General features: G+C 71.7%; 17 protein-coding genes. 9 read left to right on the top strand and 8 right to left on the bottom strand.

The genetic code is table 11. The annotated features are described in order from the left end of the window. The coding region (locus CA983_RS28220) for a DUF2510 domain-containing protein (protein WP_143645575.1) at window positions 1–587 on the bottom strand (587 nt) is incomplete at its 3' end. A 244-nt stretch (window positions 588–831) separates the two neighbouring features. Here CA983_RS28220 and CA983_RS28215 point away from each other — a divergent pair. Beyond that, window positions 832–1,242, top strand: coding sequence for an SsgA family sporulation/cell division regulator (locus tag CA983_RS28215; protein WP_086603654.1), 411 nt, complete (start codon window positions 832–834; stop codon window positions 1,240–1,242). 101 nt (window positions 1,243–1,343) lie between these two features. On the opposite strand, the gene CA983_RS28210 is transcribed toward CA983_RS28215, so the two are convergent. Then, complete coding sequence (locus tag CA983_RS28210; RefSeq protein WP_208637061.1) at window positions 1,344–2,765, bottom strand: FAD-binding oxidoreductase; 1,422 nt, start codon at window positions 2,763–2,765, stop codon at window positions 1,344–1,346. Between the two features lie 92 nt (window positions 2,766–2,857). Here CA983_RS28210 and CA983_RS28205 point away from each other — a divergent pair, with 92 nt between their 5' ends. Beyond that, window positions 2,858–4,288 carry a tetratricopeptide repeat protein gene (locus tag CA983_RS28205; protein ID WP_086603653.1) on the top strand — a complete coding sequence of 477 codons (1,431 nt, stop codon included), beginning with the start codon at window positions 2,858–2,860 and terminating at the stop codon, window positions 4,286–4,288. A 50-nt stretch (window positions 4,289–4,338) separates the two neighbouring features. On the opposite strand, the gene hppD is transcribed toward CA983_RS28205, so the two are convergent. Further along, the gene (hppD, locus tag CA983_RS28200) at window positions 4,339–5,484 is read right to left on the bottom strand and encodes a 4-hydroxyphenylpyruvate dioxygenase (RefSeq protein ID WP_086603652.1); all 1,146 of its coding nucleotides are present in this window, start codon (window positions 5,482–5,484) and stop codon (window positions 4,339–4,341) included. 123 nt (window positions 5,485–5,607) lie between these two features. On the opposite strand from hppD, the gene CA983_RS28195 reads away from it, so the two are divergent. The 7 genes from CA983_RS28195 to CA983_RS48220 are packed head-to-tail and all read left to right on the top strand — an operon-like array spanning window position 5,608 to window position 10,592. Continuing rightward, window positions 5,608–6,078: an Lrp/AsnC family transcriptional regulator gene (locus CA983_RS28195; RefSeq protein ID WP_020277695.1), complete on the top strand. Its 471-nt coding sequence runs from the start codon at window positions 5,608–5,610 to the stop codon at window positions 6,076–6,078. Window positions 6,079–6,096: 18 nt separating this feature from the next. Beyond that, a complete protein-coding gene (locus CA983_RS28190; protein WP_086603651.1) occupies window positions 6,097–6,744 on the top strand; it encodes an ABC transporter permease in 648 nt (215 codons plus the stop codon). Then, window positions 6,737–7,993: a betaine/proline/choline family ABC transporter ATP-binding protein gene (locus CA983_RS28185; protein ID WP_086603650.1), complete on the top strand. Its 1,257-nt coding sequence runs from the start codon at window positions 6,737–6,739 to the stop codon at window positions 7,991–7,993. Before CA983_RS28190 ends, CA983_RS28185 begins: the two co-directional genes overlap by 8 nt. Continuing rightward, window positions 7,990–8,805, top strand: a complete 816-nt coding sequence (locus tag CA983_RS28180; protein ID WP_107500293.1) for an ABC transporter permease — start codon at window positions 7,990–7,992, stop codon at window positions 8,803–8,805. The genes CA983_RS28185 and CA983_RS28180 overlap by 4 nt, the downstream gene beginning before the upstream one ends. Beyond that, entirely contained in the window at window positions 8,802–9,761 is a 960-nt protein-coding gene (locus CA983_RS28175) for a glycine betaine ABC transporter substrate-binding protein (protein ID WP_086603648.1), read from the top strand. Before CA983_RS28180 ends, CA983_RS28175 begins: the two co-directional genes overlap by 4 nt. A 56-nt stretch (window positions 9,762–9,817) precedes the next feature. Then, entirely contained in the window at window positions 9,818–10,405 is a 588-nt protein-coding gene (locus tag CA983_RS28170; RefSeq protein WP_425276484.1) for an ArsR/SmtB family transcription factor, read from the top strand. Between the two features lies 1 nt (window position 10,406). Beyond that, entirely contained in the window at window positions 10,407–10,592 is a 186-nt protein-coding gene (locus CA983_RS48220) for a hypothetical protein (RefSeq protein ID WP_086603646.1), read from the top strand. Here the strand turns inward: CA983_RS48220 and CA983_RS28160 are convergent. From CA983_RS28160 to CA983_RS28140, 5 genes are all read right to left on the bottom strand, one after another. Further along, the gene (locus tag CA983_RS28160) at window positions 10,589–11,380 is read right to left on the bottom strand and encodes a S16 family serine protease (RefSeq protein WP_086603645.1); all 792 of its coding nucleotides are present in this window, start codon (window positions 11,378–11,380) and stop codon (window positions 10,589–10,591) included. The two genes, CA983_RS48220 and CA983_RS28160, sit on opposite strands and share 4 nt — an antisense overlap. A 126-nt stretch (window positions 11,381–11,506) precedes the next feature. After that, a complete protein-coding gene (locus tag CA983_RS28155; protein ID WP_086603644.1) occupies window positions 11,507–12,148 on the bottom strand; it encodes an IclR family transcriptional regulator in 642 nt (213 codons plus the stop codon). A gap of 286 nt (window positions 12,149–12,434) precedes the next feature. Next, window positions 12,435–14,234, bottom strand: coding sequence for a DEAD/DEAH box helicase (locus CA983_RS28150; protein WP_086603643.1), 1,800 nt, complete (start codon window positions 14,232–14,234; stop codon window positions 12,435–12,437). 137 nt (window positions 14,235–14,371) lie between these two features. Further along, window positions 14,372–14,746: a type II toxin-antitoxin system death-on-curing family toxin gene (locus CA983_RS28145; RefSeq protein ID WP_086603642.1), complete on the bottom strand. Its 375-nt coding sequence runs from the start codon at window positions 14,744–14,746 to the stop codon at window positions 14,372–14,374. Then, entirely contained in the window at window positions 14,743–14,943 is a 201-nt protein-coding gene (locus CA983_RS28140; protein WP_086603641.1) for a hypothetical protein, read from the bottom strand. Before CA983_RS28140 ends, CA983_RS28145 begins: the two co-directional genes overlap by 4 nt. Window positions 14,944–15,037 lie beyond the last annotated feature (94 nt).

The following is a 15,037-nucleotide window of genomic DNA, read 5'->3' as shown; positions in this document are numbered from 1 at the left end:
ATCGTGCCCTCGTCGGGGGCATCGGCTGAGGCCCCTCCCCCGGCCTTCCCCGCCGGGCGGCGGAAGACGAACGTGCTGCCGGCGGCCGCGGCGTTCGCCTCCTGGTCGGCGGGAGACGGCGGTTCCCCCTGTGGGGCGGACTCCCCGGCCGGCTGCTGCCGGTCGGCGTGCGACACCCTCGGGTCGGCACCCTGCGCGCCCTGCGGTGCGCCCCACGCGACACGGCGGTCCTGGTCGCCGCCGAAGCCCGACTGACGGGAGCGGTCGGCGCCCCAGGCGGACGCGGGCTCGGGACGGCTGCCGTGCTGGGCGTCGGCGGGGGACGGCTCGTCGGCCGGATCCTCGTCGAAGAAGTGCGGGCCGGTCTCCTCGACCGAGCCCGAGCCCGAGCCGGAGCCCGAGCCGGAGTTGGAGGCGGCGGCACCGGGCGGCGGCGCGAGCGTCTCGCCGTCCTTGGGCGCGGGACGGCTGGTGCCCGGTACCCAGGACGCACCGTTCCAGTACCGGACATATCCAGGAATGGACGGATCCGGGTAATAACCTTCGCGGGGCCTGTCGTCACCGGGGGCCGGGGTTGGGGCGCTCATCTCCGTCGTCCCGTATCTGCTCGAGGGCCAAATGGGGGCCTCCACATCTATCAGACGTGCGCAACCCTCACCGCCGCTCCCACCGGACCCACCCCTTTCGAGCACCGATGTGCTACGGATCGCGCGGCCCGGCGCCTCCCTCCGCGAAAAAACTTCCGGCAACGCGCGTAATGCCGCCGCCTCCGCGCGCTCTCTCCTCCCGACCGGCCCTCGCGGGCAGCCGTGCAGAGAAGGGAACACCGCCATGCGCACCGTGGTGGAACGCGAACTGGAGTTGAAGCTCGTCCTGTCGCCGCAGCGCCGGCTCCCGGTGCCGGCCCGGCTCGGGTATGTCACCGACGATCCGTACGCCGTGCACGTCACCTTCCACATCGACTCCGCGCACCCCGTGCACTGGACGTTCGCCCGGGACCTGCTGGTGGAGGGTGTGTTCCGGCCGTGCGGGCGGGGGGACGTGCGGGTGTGGCCGGCGAAGGCCGAGGGGCGCGGCTTCGTGCTGGTGGCGCTGAGTTCACCCGACGGGGACGCCCTGCTGGAGGCCCCGGCGGCGCAGGTCTCGGCCTGGCTGGAGCGCACGCTGCGGGTGGTCCCACCGGGGACGGAGGGTGAGCAGCTCGGCCTCGACGACGAACTGGACCAGCTGCTCGCCCGGTGAGGCCGGTGAAGCCAGTGACGCCGGTGAAGCCGGTGAAGCCGGTGAAGCCGGTGAAGCCAGTGACGCCGGTAAGACCGGTAAAGCCGGTGCGGACCCGGCCGTCAGAACAGCTTGCCCGGGTTCAGGATGCCCAGCGGGTCGAACGCCTGCTTCACGGCCCGCTGCATCTCCATCCCCACCGGACCGATCTCGCGCGCCAGCCACTCCTTCTTCAGCACGCCGACGCCGTGCTCGCCGGTGATGGTGCCGCCGAGTTCCAGGCCGAGCGCCATGATCTCGTCGAAGGACTCGCGGGCACGCCGGGACTCGTCGGGATCGGCCGGGTCGAAGCACACCGTCGGGTGGGTGTTGCCGTCCCCCGCATGGGCGACGACCCCGATGGTGAGCCGGTACTTCTCGGCGATCCGGTCGACCCCTTGGAGCATCTCGGCGAGCCGGGAACGGGGCACGCACACGTCGTCGATCATCGTCACGCCCTTGACGGCCTCCAGCGCGGTGAGCGACAACCGCCGCGCCTGGAGGAGCAGTTCGGACTCGGCCGGGTCGTCGGCCGGTACGACCTGGGTGGCGCCGGCGGCCTCGCACAGCGCGCCGACGGCGGCGAGGTCGGCGGCCGGGTCGGTGGTGTCGAAGGCGGCGAGCAGCAGGGCCTCGGTGCTCTCCGGGAGGCTCATCTGCGCCAGGTCGTTGACGGCCTTGACCGTCGTACGGTCCATGAGTTCGAGGAGTGACGGGACGTGGCCGCCCGCCATGACGCGGCACACGGCGTCGCAGGCGGCGGCCGCGGAGGCGAACTCGGCGGCCAGCACGAGCTGCTCGGGCGGCTTGGGGCGCAGCCCGAGCACGGCCCGTACGACGATGCCGAGCGAGCCCTCGGAGCCGACGAACAGACGGGTCAGGTCGTACCCGGCGACGCCCTTGGCGGTGCGGCGGCCGGTGGACATGAGCCGCCCGTCGGCCAGCACGACGTCCAGTCCGAGGACGTACTCGGCGGTGACCCCGTACTTCACGCAGCACAGGCCGCCCGAGGCCGTGCCGATGTTGCCGCCGATGGTGCACATCTCCCAGCTGGAGGGGTCCGGCGGGTAGTACAGGCCGTGTTCGCCGACGGCCCGGGAGAGGGCGGCGTTGATCACGCCGGGCTCGACGACGGCGATGCGGTCGACCGGGTTGATCTCCAGGATCCGGTCCATCCTGGTCAGGGAGAGCACGATGCAGCCGTCGGAGGCGTTCGCGGCGCCGGACAGTCCGGTGCGGGCGCCCTGCGGGACGACCGGGACGCGCAGGGCGGTGGCGGTGCGCATCACGTGCTGGACCTGCTCCACCGTGCGGGGCAGGACGACCGCGGCCGGGGCGCCGGCCGGGCAGAAGCTCGCCATGTCGTGGGCGTAGGAGGCCGTGACGTCGGGGTCGGTGAGGACCGCCTCGGCGGGCAGGCCGCCGAGCAGGAGGTCGACGAGGCTGCCGGTCGCTGCGGTGTCCGCGCCTTCGGAGCTGGGCGCTTCGATACGGCTCATGATCACAGGTTCGCACCCGGGGCCATCGGTGTGAACCCCGTCGGTGGCACCCTTCACCTGCCCGGGTGAGGTCGTCGTACTGACGCACAGTGAGCGCCATGGAGAACCAGCAGGAGGGTCCGCAGCGGCAGAGAAGCAGCGCCAAGGGCCGCTTCCGCACCCGGCGGGTGGTGCTCGCCTCCGTCGCGGGGTCTGCCGTGCTCGGCGGGGTGCTGGTGCTGCTGCCGTGGGAGCGGCCCGCCGAGCCCGCTCCGCCGTCGCCGGGGGCGCTGGCCATGGCGGCGGTCACCGCCGGGGTGCCGGCCACGCTGCCCGATCTGGCGGAGCTGATCGGCGAGCGGGAGCAGCGGCTGCGGACCCATCCGCGGGACGCGCGGTCCTGGGCCGTGCTCGGGGCGGCCTACGTGGAGCAGGGGCGGCGGCTGGCGGACCCGGCGTACTACCCGCGTGCCGAGAAGGCGTTGCGCACGTCGCTGAAGGTGCGGCCGCAGCGGAACACGCGGGCCCTGGCCGGGCTGGCCGCGCTGGCCAACGCGCGCCGGGACTTCCCCGCCGCGCGGCGCTGGGGCGAGGCGGCGCTGAAGCTGGAGCCCCGGCGGTGGACGACGTATCCCCTGCTCATCGACGCCTACACCGGGCTCGGCGAGCACGCGGCGGCCAAGCGGACGCTGGACCGGCTGACGGAGCTGCGCTCCGGGCCTGCCGTGCTGGCGCGGGCCGCGGCCGTCTACCGCGACCGGGGCTGGCGGGAGGACGCGGCGGCCTCACTGGCGGACGCGGCGGCGGGCGCGCGGGCACCGGCCGAACGGGCGTCCTACCTGGAGCGGGCCGGTCAGCTGGCCTGGGAACGCGGGGACCTCCAGGACGCGCTGCGGCACTTCCAGGAGGCGGTGCGCCTCGACCCCGACCAGCGGGCCGCGCAGGCCGGACAGGGCAGGGCGCTGGCGGCCCTGGGCCGGACGACGGAGGCGCTGAACGCGTACCGGGTGGCTCTCACCAAGCAGCCCTGCCCCCGGTACGCCCTGGAGCTGGGCGAGTTGTACGAGTCGCTGGGGATGCCGGAGGCGGCCCGGGTGCAGTACGACCTGTTGCGGGAGCGGGTCCGGAACGCCGCCGCGGGCGGGGCCGACGAGGAGCTGGTCCTCGGCCAGTTCGAGGCGCACCACGGCGATCCGCGGGAGGCGGTACGGCGGCTGCGGGCGGAGTGGCACCGCCAGCCGGGGACCGAGGTCGCCGACGCCCTGGGCTGGGCGCTGCACCGGTCCGGGGAGTCGGAGAAGGCGTTGCGCTTCGCGGTGCGGGCGACGGAGGGCGAGCACGGGGGCGGGGTGCGCAGCGCGGTGCACATGTACCACCGCGGCATGATCGAACGTGAACTGGAGCGGTACGGAGCGGCCCGGCGGCACCTCGCGGAGGCGCTCCGCATCAACCCGAACTTCTCGCCCCTGCACGCGCCTGCGGCGCGGGCGGCTTCGGAGGCGTTGGGGGAACCGCCGGACGAGGAACTGCCGGAGCCGGCCGAGGAGTGAGGCGTGCGGGTGCCCCGTGACACCCGCACGAGCTCAAAGGAGCGATCGGATCACAGGTTGCCGCGGCGGGCCTGCTCTCGCTCGATCGCCTCGAACAGGGCCTTGAAGTTGCCCTTGCCGAAGCCCATCGAGCCGTGGCGCTCGATGATCTCGAAGAAGACGGTCGGGCGGTCCTGGACCGGCTTGGTGAAGATCTGCAGCAGGTAGCCGTCCTCGTCGCGGTCGGCGAGGATCTTCAGCTCGCGCAGGGTGTCGATCGGGACCCGGGTCTCGCCGACCCACTCCCCCAGCGTGTCGTAGTACGAGTCGGGCGTGTTGAGGAACTCGACGCCGGCCGCGCGCATGGTGCGGACCGTCTGGACGATGTCGTTGGTGTTGAGCGCGATGTGCTGGACGCCCGCGCCGCCGTAGAAGTCCAGGTACTCGTCGATCTGGGACTTCTTCTTGGCGATGGCCGGCTCGTTGATCGGGAACTTGACCTTGAGCGTGCCGTCGGCGACGACCTTCGACATCAGCGCGCTGTACTCGGTGGCGATGTCGTCGCCCACGAACTCCTTCATGTTCGTGAAGCCCATCACCTTGTTGTAGAAGCCGACCCACTCGTTCATCCGGCCGAGCTCGACGTTGCCGACGCAGTGGTCGATGGCCTGGAAGGTGCGCTGGGCGGGCGGCTCGACCATCGGCTGGGCCGCCACGAAGCCGGGCAGGTACGGGCCGTCGTAGCCGGAGCGCTCGACGAGGGTGTGGCGGGTCTCGCCGTAGGTGGCGATGGCGGCCAGGACGACCGTGCCGTGCTCGTCCTTGAACTCGTACGGCTCGGCGACCGGGCGGGCGCCGTGCTCGACGGCGTAGGCGAACGCGGCGCGCGCGTCGGGCACCTCGATGGCGAGGTCGACGACGCCGTCGCCGTGCTCGGCCACGTGCCGGGCGAGGAAGCGGCCCCAGTCGGTGGACGGCTTGATGACCGACGTGAGGACGAAGCGGGCGGAGCCGTTCTCCAGCACGTAGCTCGCGGTCTCGCGGCTGCCGTTCTCCGGTCCGGAGTAGGCGACCAGCTTCATGCCGAAGGCGGTGGAGTAGTAGTGCGCCGCCTGCTTGGCGTTGCCCACGGCGAAGACGACCGCGTCCATTCCCTTGACCGGGAAGGGGTCGGCCTGCCGGGCGGTGTCGGGAGTGTGGTGTGTGGTCTGCGTCATAGCCGCAGGGTCTCCCCGCTCGGCAACGTGCGCAATAGTTTGCGTTTCGGCTGGGCAATCTGTTCAGCAATACGGCCGTATCGACGGCGCTTCTGTACAGGATGACCATGCCGGGAGGCTGCTGTGGCGATCGATCATCTGGACGGCCGGATCATCCTGCTGCTGGCGCGGGAGCCGCGGATCGGGGTGCTGGAGATGTCCCGGCGGCTGGGCGTGGCCCGCGGCACGGTGCAGGCGCGGCTGGACCGGCTTCAGTCGAACGGAGTCATCCGCGGCTTCGGGCCCGAGGTGGATCCGGCGGCGCTCGGCTATCCGGTCACCGCGTTCGCGACGCTCCAGATCCGGCAGGGCCAAGGCGCCGACGTACGGGCCCACTTGGCAACCGTGCCCGAGGTGCTGGAGCTGCACACCACCACCGGCAGCGGGGACATGCTGTGCCGGCTGGTGGCCCGCTCGAACGCCGATCTCCAGCGTGTGATCGACCGGGTCGTCGGTTTTGATGGCATCGTCCGGGCCTCCACGGCGATCGTCATGGAGAACCCCGTTCCGCTGCGGATCATCCCGCTGGTGGAGCAGGCCGCGGAGGAGACCTGAGTCGTGGGGTGAGCGCGTGTGAACTTCTGGGAGTATCTGGCCGGCCGGCACCAGCAGCTGCTCACGGACGCCTACCAGCACGCCAGCGCCGTCTTCCAGTGCATGGTCGTCGCGACCGTGCTCGGGGTCCTGATCGGCGTCGCCACCTACCGCAACGAGTGGGCCGGGAACCTCGCGACCACGGCCACCGCCACCGTCCTGACCGTCCCTGCGCTCGCCCTGATCGGGCTGCTCATCCCGGTCGTGGGGCTGGGCGTGGCGCCGACGGTGATCGCGCTCACGCTGTACGGGCTGCTGCCGGTCGTGCGCAACGCGATCGTCGGGCTGCGCGGGGTCGACCCGTCGCTGGTGGACGCGGCGACGGGCATCGGGATGTCCCGCCCGGCCCGGCTGCTGCGGATCGAGCTGCCGCTGGCCTGGCCGCCGATCCTGACCGGGATCCGGGTCGCGACCCAGATGCTCATGGGCATCGCGGCCATCGCGGCGTACGCCTCGGGGCCCGGCCTCGGCAACGTCATCTTCCGCGGCCTCGCCTCACTGGGCAGCGCCAACGCGCTCAACCAGGTCCTCGCGGGCACGCTCGGCATCGTCGTCCTGGCGCTGCTGTTCGACGCCGCGTACGTCCTGATCGGGCGGCTGACCATTCCCAGGGGGATCCGTGCGTGAGACCGACGGCCACGGGGCCTCCATCGAGCTGGAGAACCTGACCAAGCGGTACCCCGGCGGTGCGCAGCCGGCCGTGGACAACGTGAGCATGGAGATCAAGGCGGGCGAGGTCGTCGTCTTGGTCGGCCCCTCGGGCTGCGGCAAGTCGACCACGCTCAAGATGATCAACAGGCTGATCGAGCCGACCGGCGGCCGTATCCGCATGGGCGGTGAGGACGTCACCGACATCGACCCGGTCGGGCTGCGCCGCAAGGTCGGCTACGCGATCCAGTCCGCCGGGCTCTTCCCGCACATGACGGTCGCGCAGAACATCGCGCTCGTCCCGAGGATGATCGGCTGGTCCAGGGCCCGGATCAGGGCGCGGACCGAGGAACTCCTCGATCTGGTCGGCCTCGACCCCGGCGAGTTCCACGGCCGTTACCCGCGCCAGCTCTCCGGCGGCCAGCAGCAGCGCGTGGGCGTGGCACGGGCCCTGGCCGCCGATCCCCCGGTGCTGCTGATGGACGAGCCGTTCGGGGCGGTGGACCCGATCACCCGCGACCATCTCCAGGACGAGCTGATCCGGCTCCAGCACGAGCTGCACAAGACGATCGTCTTCGTCACGCACGACTTCGACGAGGCGATCAAGATCGGCGACCGGATCGCCGTCCTGCGCGAACGGTCCCACATCGCGCAGTTCGACACTCCGGAGGCCATCCTCACCAACCCGGCGGACGACTTCGTGTCCGGGTTCGTCGGCGCCGGGGCGGCGCTGAAGCGGCTGAACCTGACCCGCGTGCGGGACGTGGAGATCACCGACTATCCGACGGTGACGATCGACGACCCGTTGCAGCAGATCTTCAACCGGCTGCGGGCCGCCGGCACCAACGAGATCCTGCTGCTCGACCGGCGCGGCCGCCCCTACAAGTGGCTCAGGCGCGGCGACCTGATGCGGGCCCGGGGCTCGCTGGCCCGCGCCGGGACGCTGGTGCACGACACGGTCACCCGGGACGCGACCCTGCGGGACGCGCTGGAGGCGGTGCTCACCGACAACGCCGGGCGGGTGGCGGTGACGGGGCGGCACGGTGAGTACACCGGCGTCGTCGACATGGAGACCCTCCTCAACTCCGTGCACGACATGCTGGAGGCCGACCGGCTCGACGCCCTGGAGCACCAGCACGAGCTGGAGGAACTGCGGGCGGCGCAGACGCACGCGGAGCAGGAGGGCAGGGGCGTCACGGGCGTGGGCGGCTTCGGAGGGACGCGGTGACCGCTCCGGGGCAAGTGCGCACCGCCCCCGAACCGGCGGACGAGGCCGAGGCGCCCCGGACACCCCCCGGCCCGCCGCCCCGGCGCGTCGGCTGGCAGCAGCTGACCGTCCTGCCCGCCGCCCTGGTGGCCGTACTGCTGGCCACCTGGCTGTGGTTCCGGCAGGCCGACCTGGACGCGCTGTCCCGCAACGCCCTGTCGGACGGCCAGGTCTCGAAGGCCCTGTGGCAGCACATCGAGCTGACCGCGATCTCCACGTTCTTCGTGCTGATCATCGCGATTCCGCTGGGGATCCTGCTGACCCGCCGGGCGTTCAGCAGAGCCACCCCGGTGGCGATGGCGTTCGCCAACATGGGCCAGGCGACCCCCGCGATCGGCCTGCTGGCGCTCCTGGTCATCTGGCTGGGCATCGGCCGCAGGGCCGCCCTGATCGGCATCATCGCCTACGCCGTCCTGCCCGTGCTGTCGAACACGATCACCGGCCTGAAGGCGAACGACCCGACGCTGCTGGAGGCGGCGCGGGGCATCGGCATGTCGCCGGTGGGAGTCCTGACCCGGGTGGAACTCCCCCTGGCGGTCCCGCTGATCCTCGCGGGTGTCCGCACGGCCCTCGTCCTGAACGTCGGCACGGCGACCCTGGCGGTCTTCGGCGGGGGCGGCGGACTGGGCGTGCTGATCACGACCGGGATCACCAACCAGCGGATGCCGGTGCTGGTGCTGGGCTCGGTCCTGACGGTGGTCCTGGCGCTGCTGGTGGACTGGCTGGCCTCCCTGGCGGAAGTGCTGCTGCGGCCACGGGGGCTCCGGCCATGAGACGGCGCACGTGCCTGGCGGCCGCGGGGCTGCTGCTCGCGGGCTGCGGCCTGACCAGCGGCTCCCCCATGGCGGACGACGTGCGGCCCGGGTCGGTCGGGCGGGGCGAGCCGCTGAAGGGCGCGAGCCTGACGGTGACGTCGAAGTCGTTCACCGAGGGGCTGATCCTCGGCGCGATCATGGGCATCGCCTTGGAGGCGGCCGGCGCGGAGGTGCTCGACCGCACGGGCATCCAGGGTTCCCTCGGCAGCCGCGAGGCCGTCCGCAAGGGCGACGCGGACGCCGGGTACGAGTACACGGGCACGGCCTGGATCACCTACCTGGGGCACAGCGAGCCGATCACCGATCCGCGCGCGCAGTGGGAGGCCGTGCGGAAGGCCGACGCGGCGAACGGACTGGCCTGGCTGCGGCCGTCGTCCCTGAACAACACCTACGCGCTGGCGATGAACCGGCAGAACGCGGAGAAGTACGGCACGAAGACCCTGTCGGACGTGGCGGAGCTGGCGAGGTCCGACCCTGGTGCGGTGAAGCTGTGCGTGGAGGTCGAGTTCGCGAACCGGGCGGACGGGTTGCCGGGCATGCAGCAGGCGTACGGGATGAAGCTGCCGGCGCGGAACGTCACGCAGATGGACACGGGGATCATCTACACCCAGACGTCGAAGGGGAGTTGCCCGTACGGGGAGGTGTTCACCACCGACGGGCGCATCGAGTCCATGAACCTGGCGGTCATGGCGGACGACCGGAAGTTCTTCCCCAACTACAACGCCGCGCCGATGATCAACGCGAAGACCCTCAAGCGGTGGCCGGCGATCGCTGACGTCCTGGACCCGGTGACGGCGAGGCTGAACAACACGGTGGCGCGGGCGCTGAACGCGAAGGTGGATGTGGAGGGGGAGGATCCGCATCAGGTGGCGCTGGAGTGGATGGTGAAGGAGGGGTTGGTCAGGGAGGGGTGACGTGCAAGACTTACAAAGGAGCCGTTGCAAAGGTTCCTTTGCAACGCTACCTTTGCATCGTGAGCGAGAGCGATAAGACACACGTACGACAACTCGACGCCCGATCCCTGCGCGGACTCGCGCACCCCCTGCGGATGCAGCTGCTGGACGCCCTGCGCTTCGGCGGCCCGGCCACCGCCTCGCAACTGGCCGCGAAACTGGGCGAGTCCAGCGGTGCCACCAGCTACCACCTGCGCCAACTCGCGGAGTACGGCTTCGTCGAGGACGCCCCCGAGCGGGGCAAGGGGCGCGAGCGATGGTGGCAGGCGGTCCATCGCGGCCTGCGCTTCGACGACGCCCTGCTCAACGACTCGGACCCGGCCGTACGCGGCGCGGCGGACCTGTATATCCACGAGGTCGCCACCACTCAGACCCAGGACCTGTCGACATGGCTGGGCAACCGCGACTCATGGCCCGAGGAGTGGAGCCGCGTCTGGGACATGAGCAGCTGGACCCTGCTGCTGACGCCCGAACTGACGCGGGAGCTCGTCGAGAAGATGCACGCGCTGGTCGAGACGTACCGCGACCGCGCGACCGCCGAGGACACCCCAGGCGCCGAGCAGGTCCGCCTCCACACCCACGCCTTCCCGATCAGGACGGACTGAGATGCACCCCGACATCCACCTCGCCCTGCACCACGCCCGCGCCGCCGAACTCCGCGTCGAGGCCGGAGCCCAGAGCCCCGTCAGGACCAGGCCCGCTCACAGCCTCCGCACCCGCCTCGGCTGGACCCTCATAGAGGTCGGATTAAGGCTCGCCACCCGGCCGGGGACGGCAGCCGCCGCCCACTAACAGCTGGGCACGGACCCCTTCCCCGTCTCCAGGGCCACCAGTGAACTCACCGTGCTCTTCAGCGTGGTCACCGGAATCAGCCGCAGGCCCTTCGGCAGTTCGGCCCGCGCGTCCGCGCACTCCGCCTTCGGGACGAGGAACACGGTCGCGCCGTCACGCTTGGCCGCCTGGGTCTTGAGGGCGACGCCGCCCACCGCCCCGACCGTGCCGTCGGCGGCGATCGTGCCGGTGCCGGCGATGACACGGCCCCCGGTGAGATCACCACCGGTGCCGTCACCGTCGAGCTTGTCGATGATCCCCAGGGAGAACAGCAGCCCGGCACTGGGCCCGCCCACGTCCTTGAGCTTCAGGCCGACCTTGACGTCCTTGTCGTCGAGGCCGAGATGGTTCAGCGCGGCCTGCGTCGCCGCGTCCTGGGACTCCTTCATCTGCTTCTCGTTGTGCCGCTCGATCTCCTGGACGGTGTCGCCGCTCGGGTAGATCGCGTCGCGCGGCATGACCGCCCGGTCCGTGCGGAACCAGCTGTCGACGATGTCCGGGAGCGAGACCCGGGTGTCCGGCGAGGTCGCCACGATGGTGGTCATCCGCAGCTGGCCACGGGTGTCCCGGACCGGTGCCCCCGAGATGGTGATCACCGGGGTGCCCTTGTTCTCCCCGAGCACGTTCGTCGTCTGCCCGGGCTGCGCCACCGAGAACGGCAGCGGCGCGAACACCGCCGTGGCGAGCAGAGCCACGACGGGCAGGGCGCAGACGGCGATGGCCTGGGGACGCGTGAGGCGAGAGAACACGGGATCAATCTAACTCGGGCGCGGAATCCTGCCGGGCCCAGGTCACCCGGGCCCGGCAGGAGGGCTCGGCGGACGCCGGCGCGACGCGGTCGGCGCACGCCCCGCAGCGACCCGGTCACGCACACGTCAGCGCAGCGCGTCCGCGACCTCCCGTGCCGCCTCGACGACCCTCGCCCCCACCCGTTCCGGCACCACGTCCGCGAGCATCACCACGCCCACGCTGCCCTCGACGCCCGTCACGCCCAACAACGGGGCCGCCGCCCCGCACGCGCCGGCTTCCAGCTCCCCGTGGGTCAGGGTGAAGCCCGGGTCCTTCATCGGGTGCTGCCGGGCCGCGAGTATCGCCTTACCCGCGGCGCCCCGGTCCAGGGGATGCCGGAACCCGGCCCGGTAGGCGACGTGGTAGTCCGTCCAGGTCGGCTCCACCACGGCCACGGCGAGCGCGTCCGCACCATCGACCAGGGTCAGGTGCGCCGTCGCGCCGATGTCCTCGGCCAGCGACCGCAGCGCCGGCATCGCGGCCTCGCGTACCAGGGGATGGACCTGCCGCCCCAGACGCAGCACCCCGAGGCCGACGCGGGCACGTCCGCCCAGGTCACGGCGTATGAGCGCGTGCTGTTCCAGCGTGGCGAGCAGCCGGTACACCACGGTCCGGTTGACGCCCAGCTTGAGCGAAAGTTCGGTCACGGTCAGCCCGTGGTCCGTGTCGGCGAGCAGCTTGAGGACGCGCAGTCCTCTGTCGAGCGTCTGGGAGGTCTCCGCGGTCACGACGCCCACTCCTTAGTGGTGAGGTCGGCGGCCCTCTGGCGGTCGGATGCGTCACCGAGTCCCGTCGGCAACGCGCTTCAGAGGCCGCCGATCGGCCGGCGGCCCGGCCTGTCCGGGCCGCGTCGCTTCACGGCTGCGCTCCGCGGCGGCGTTGCCACGGGGCGTATGCGTAGCCGGACAGTAGCGAAGGGAGTTCGCTGAGCGGAAGGCTCCGTCCAGAATCCGGGCACGGGTGGGTGTGCACTGGTCACCTTTGCGCCTGTATGCGCGCCGGCCACCCGCGCCGTCACTTCATCCGCGTAGCCCACTCCTGCACCTTGGCGATCCGCTGCCGCAGCTGCCCCGCCGTCGCCTCCGCCGCCGGAGGCCCCCCGCACACGCGCCGCAGCTCCGTGTGGATCACGCCGTGCGGCTTGCCGCTCTGGTGGACGTACGCGCCGACCATCGTGTTGAGCTGCCGCCGCAGCTCCATCATCTCCTTGTGGGAGACCACCGGCCGCCGCTCGGCGGGCAGTTCGAGCAGGTCGGCCTCCTCGTCCGGCTTCTTGCGGCTGTGCGCGATCTGCCGGGCCTGCCGCTTCTGGAGCAGCAGCTGGACCTGGTCGGGCTCCAGCAGCCCGGGGATGCCGAGGTAGTCCTGCTCCTCCTCGCTCCCCGGGTGGGCCTGCATGCCGAACTCGGCGCCGTTGTACATGACCCGGTCGAAGACCGCGTCGGACTCCAGCGCCTCGAAGGGCAACGTGTCCTGCTCGCCGGTGTCCTCGTCCTGTTCCCGGTTCGCCTCCTCCATCTCCTTCTCGGATTCGGCGTACGGGTCCTCCTCGCCCTCCTTCTTGGGCTTGTCGAGGACGTGGTCGCGCTCGCGCTCCATCTCGTTGGCGAAGGAGAGCAGGTCGGGCACGGTGGGGAGGAAGACGGAGGCCGTCTCGCCGCGGCGCCGGGACCGTACGAAACGCCCGACGGCCTGTGCGAAGAAGAGCGGGGTGGAGATGGTCGTCGCGTACACGCCCACCGCGAGCCGCGGCACGTCGACGCCCTCGGACACCATCCGCACGGCGACCATCCACCGGTCGGTGTTCGCGCTGAACTCGTCGATCCGCTCGGAGGCGCCGGAGTCGTCGGACAGCACGAGGGTCGCCTTGCTGCCTGTGATCTCGCGGATCAGCTTGGCGTACGCACGCGCCGACTCCTGGTCGGAGGCGATGACGAGCGCACCGGCGTCCGGGATGGCCTTGCGCACCTCGGTCAGCCGCTGGTCGGCGGCGCGCAGCACGGCGGGCATCCACTCACCGCGCGGGTCCAGGGCGGTCCGCCAGGCCTGGCTGATGGCGTCCTTGGTCATGGGCTCGCCGAGCCGCGCGGCGACCTCGTCACCGGCCTTGGTGCGCCAGCGCATGTTGCCGCTGTAGGAGAGGAAGATGACCGGCCGGACGACGTTGTCGGCGAGGGCGTTGCCGTAGCCGTAGGTGTAGTCGGCGGCGGACCGCCGGATCCCGTCGTTGCCCTCCTCGTACGTGACGAAGGGGATGGGGTTGGTGTCGGACCGGAAGGGCGTACCGGTCAGCGCCAGCCGGCGGGTGGCGGGCTCGAACGCCTCCAGACAGGCCTCGCCCCAGGACTTGCTGTCACCGGCGTGATGGATCTCGTCGAGGATGACCAGGGTCTTGCGCTGCTCGACGCGGTTGCGGTGGAGCATCGGCCGCACACCGACACCCGCGTACGTCACGGCGACACCGTGGTACTCCCGGCCGAGCGGCCCGGCGCTGTACTCGGGGTCGAGCTTGATGCCTATCCGGGCCGCGGCCTCGGCCCACTGCTTCTTCAGGTGCTCGGTCGGGGCCACGACGGTGACCTGCTGCACGACATGGTGGTGCAGCAGCCAGGACGCCAGCGTCAGCGCGAAGGTCGTCTTGCCGGCGCCGGGGGTGGCGACCGCCAGGAAGTCCCGCGGCTGTTCCTGGATGTACTTCTCCATCGCGCCCTGCTGCCAGGCGCGCAGCTTGCTGGCGGTACCCCAGGGGGCGCGGCCGGGGAACGCCGGGGACAGGTGGTGCGAGGCAGAGCTGGTGCCGGCGGTGGTAGTCACGGTCTCCGTTGGGGGTCGGGCGGCTCGTTCGAGGGAGCCTGACGGCTCGGCTACGTATGACAACCGGGCCACCCTACCGGCGGCCCACCACTGCTCATGCGCGGACCAGGCCGGGTCACACCAGGGTGGGATCCACGTCACAACCGCCGCAGGCGCTCCGCGATGAGGCGGATGTCGCTCTCGTCCCCGGAGGCGACATCGATGACCAGGTCGTACGCGGTGTCCTGGTCGCAGCCCGTGAGGTCGACGCCGTTGACGCCGAGGAAGGTCGCGGCGGCCAGCCAGGCCGTGCGCTTGTTCCCGTCGACGAGGGGGTGGTTCGTCGCGACGGCATGCAGCAGCGCGGCCGCCTGCTCGTGCGGGTCCTCGTAGGCCGCCGTGCCGAACATGCGGGCGCGCGGGCGGTGCACGGCGGAGTTGAACAACCCGGCCTCCCGGACCTCGGGGTCACGCCCGCCGAAGGCGATCCGGGCGATCGTCGTGACCTCCGCGACGGTGAGGTGCCTGGTCATTCGCCGAGCCTCCGCAGCAGATCGGCATGCGCGCCGGCGAGCGACTCCGCCGTGCCCCGCACCGCCGACGACTCCCGCGCCAGCCGGTGCAGTACGGCGTCCAGCGCGATGTCCTCGGGGAGGCGGCCGGTGGCGTCCGCCAGGTCGTCGAGCTCCTGCCGGACGTGCGGCGGGAGGGGGATGGTGAAGTCGGTCATGCCGCTGACGATAGGGAGCGCGATCGGGAACGGGCGACCGTATTACGGCCCGCCCGTGCGACCCTGTGCCGTCCCGCGCCGTCCTGTGCCGTCC

The sequence above is a fragment of the Streptomyces swartbergensis genome, assembly GCF_002148965.1.
In the GTDB taxonomy this organism is placed as follows: Bacteria; Actinomycetota; Actinomycetes; order Streptomycetales; family Streptomycetaceae; genus Streptomyces; species Streptomyces swartbergensis.
The sequence above is the reverse complement of the archived record's forward strand: the minus strand, read 5'-3'. Positions and strand labels throughout refer to the sequence as shown.

What these genes read in the sequence shown, in the direction of transcription:
- CA983_RS28175 (WP_086603648.1), top strand. Translation starts at nt 8,802, where the DNA reads ATGAGACGGCGCACGTGCCTGGCGGCCGCGGGGCTGCTGCTCGCGGGC.
- CA983_RS48220 (WP_086603646.1), top strand. Translation starts at nt 10,407, where the DNA reads ATGCACCCCGACATCCACCTCGCCCTGCACCACGCCCGCGCCGCCGAA.
- CA983_RS28215 (WP_086603654.1), top strand. Translation starts at nt 832, where the DNA reads ATGCGCACCGTGGTGGAACGCGAACTGGAGTTGAAGCTCGTCCTGTCG.
- CA983_RS28145 (WP_086603642.1), bottom strand. Translation starts at nt 14,746, where the DNA reads ATGACCAGGCACCTCACCGTCGCGGAGGTCACGACGATCGCCCGGATC.
- hppD (WP_086603652.1), bottom strand. Translation starts at nt 5,484, where the DNA reads ATGACGCAGACCACACACCACACTCCCGACACCGCCCGGCAGGCCGAC.
- CA983_RS28205 (WP_086603653.1), top strand. Translation starts at nt 2,858, where the DNA reads ATGGAGAACCAGCAGGAGGGTCCGCAGCGGCAGAGAAGCAGCGCCAAG.
- CA983_RS28140 (WP_086603641.1), bottom strand. Translation starts at nt 14,943, where the DNA reads ATGACCGACTTCACCATCCCCCTCCCGCCGCACGTCCGGCAGGAGCTC.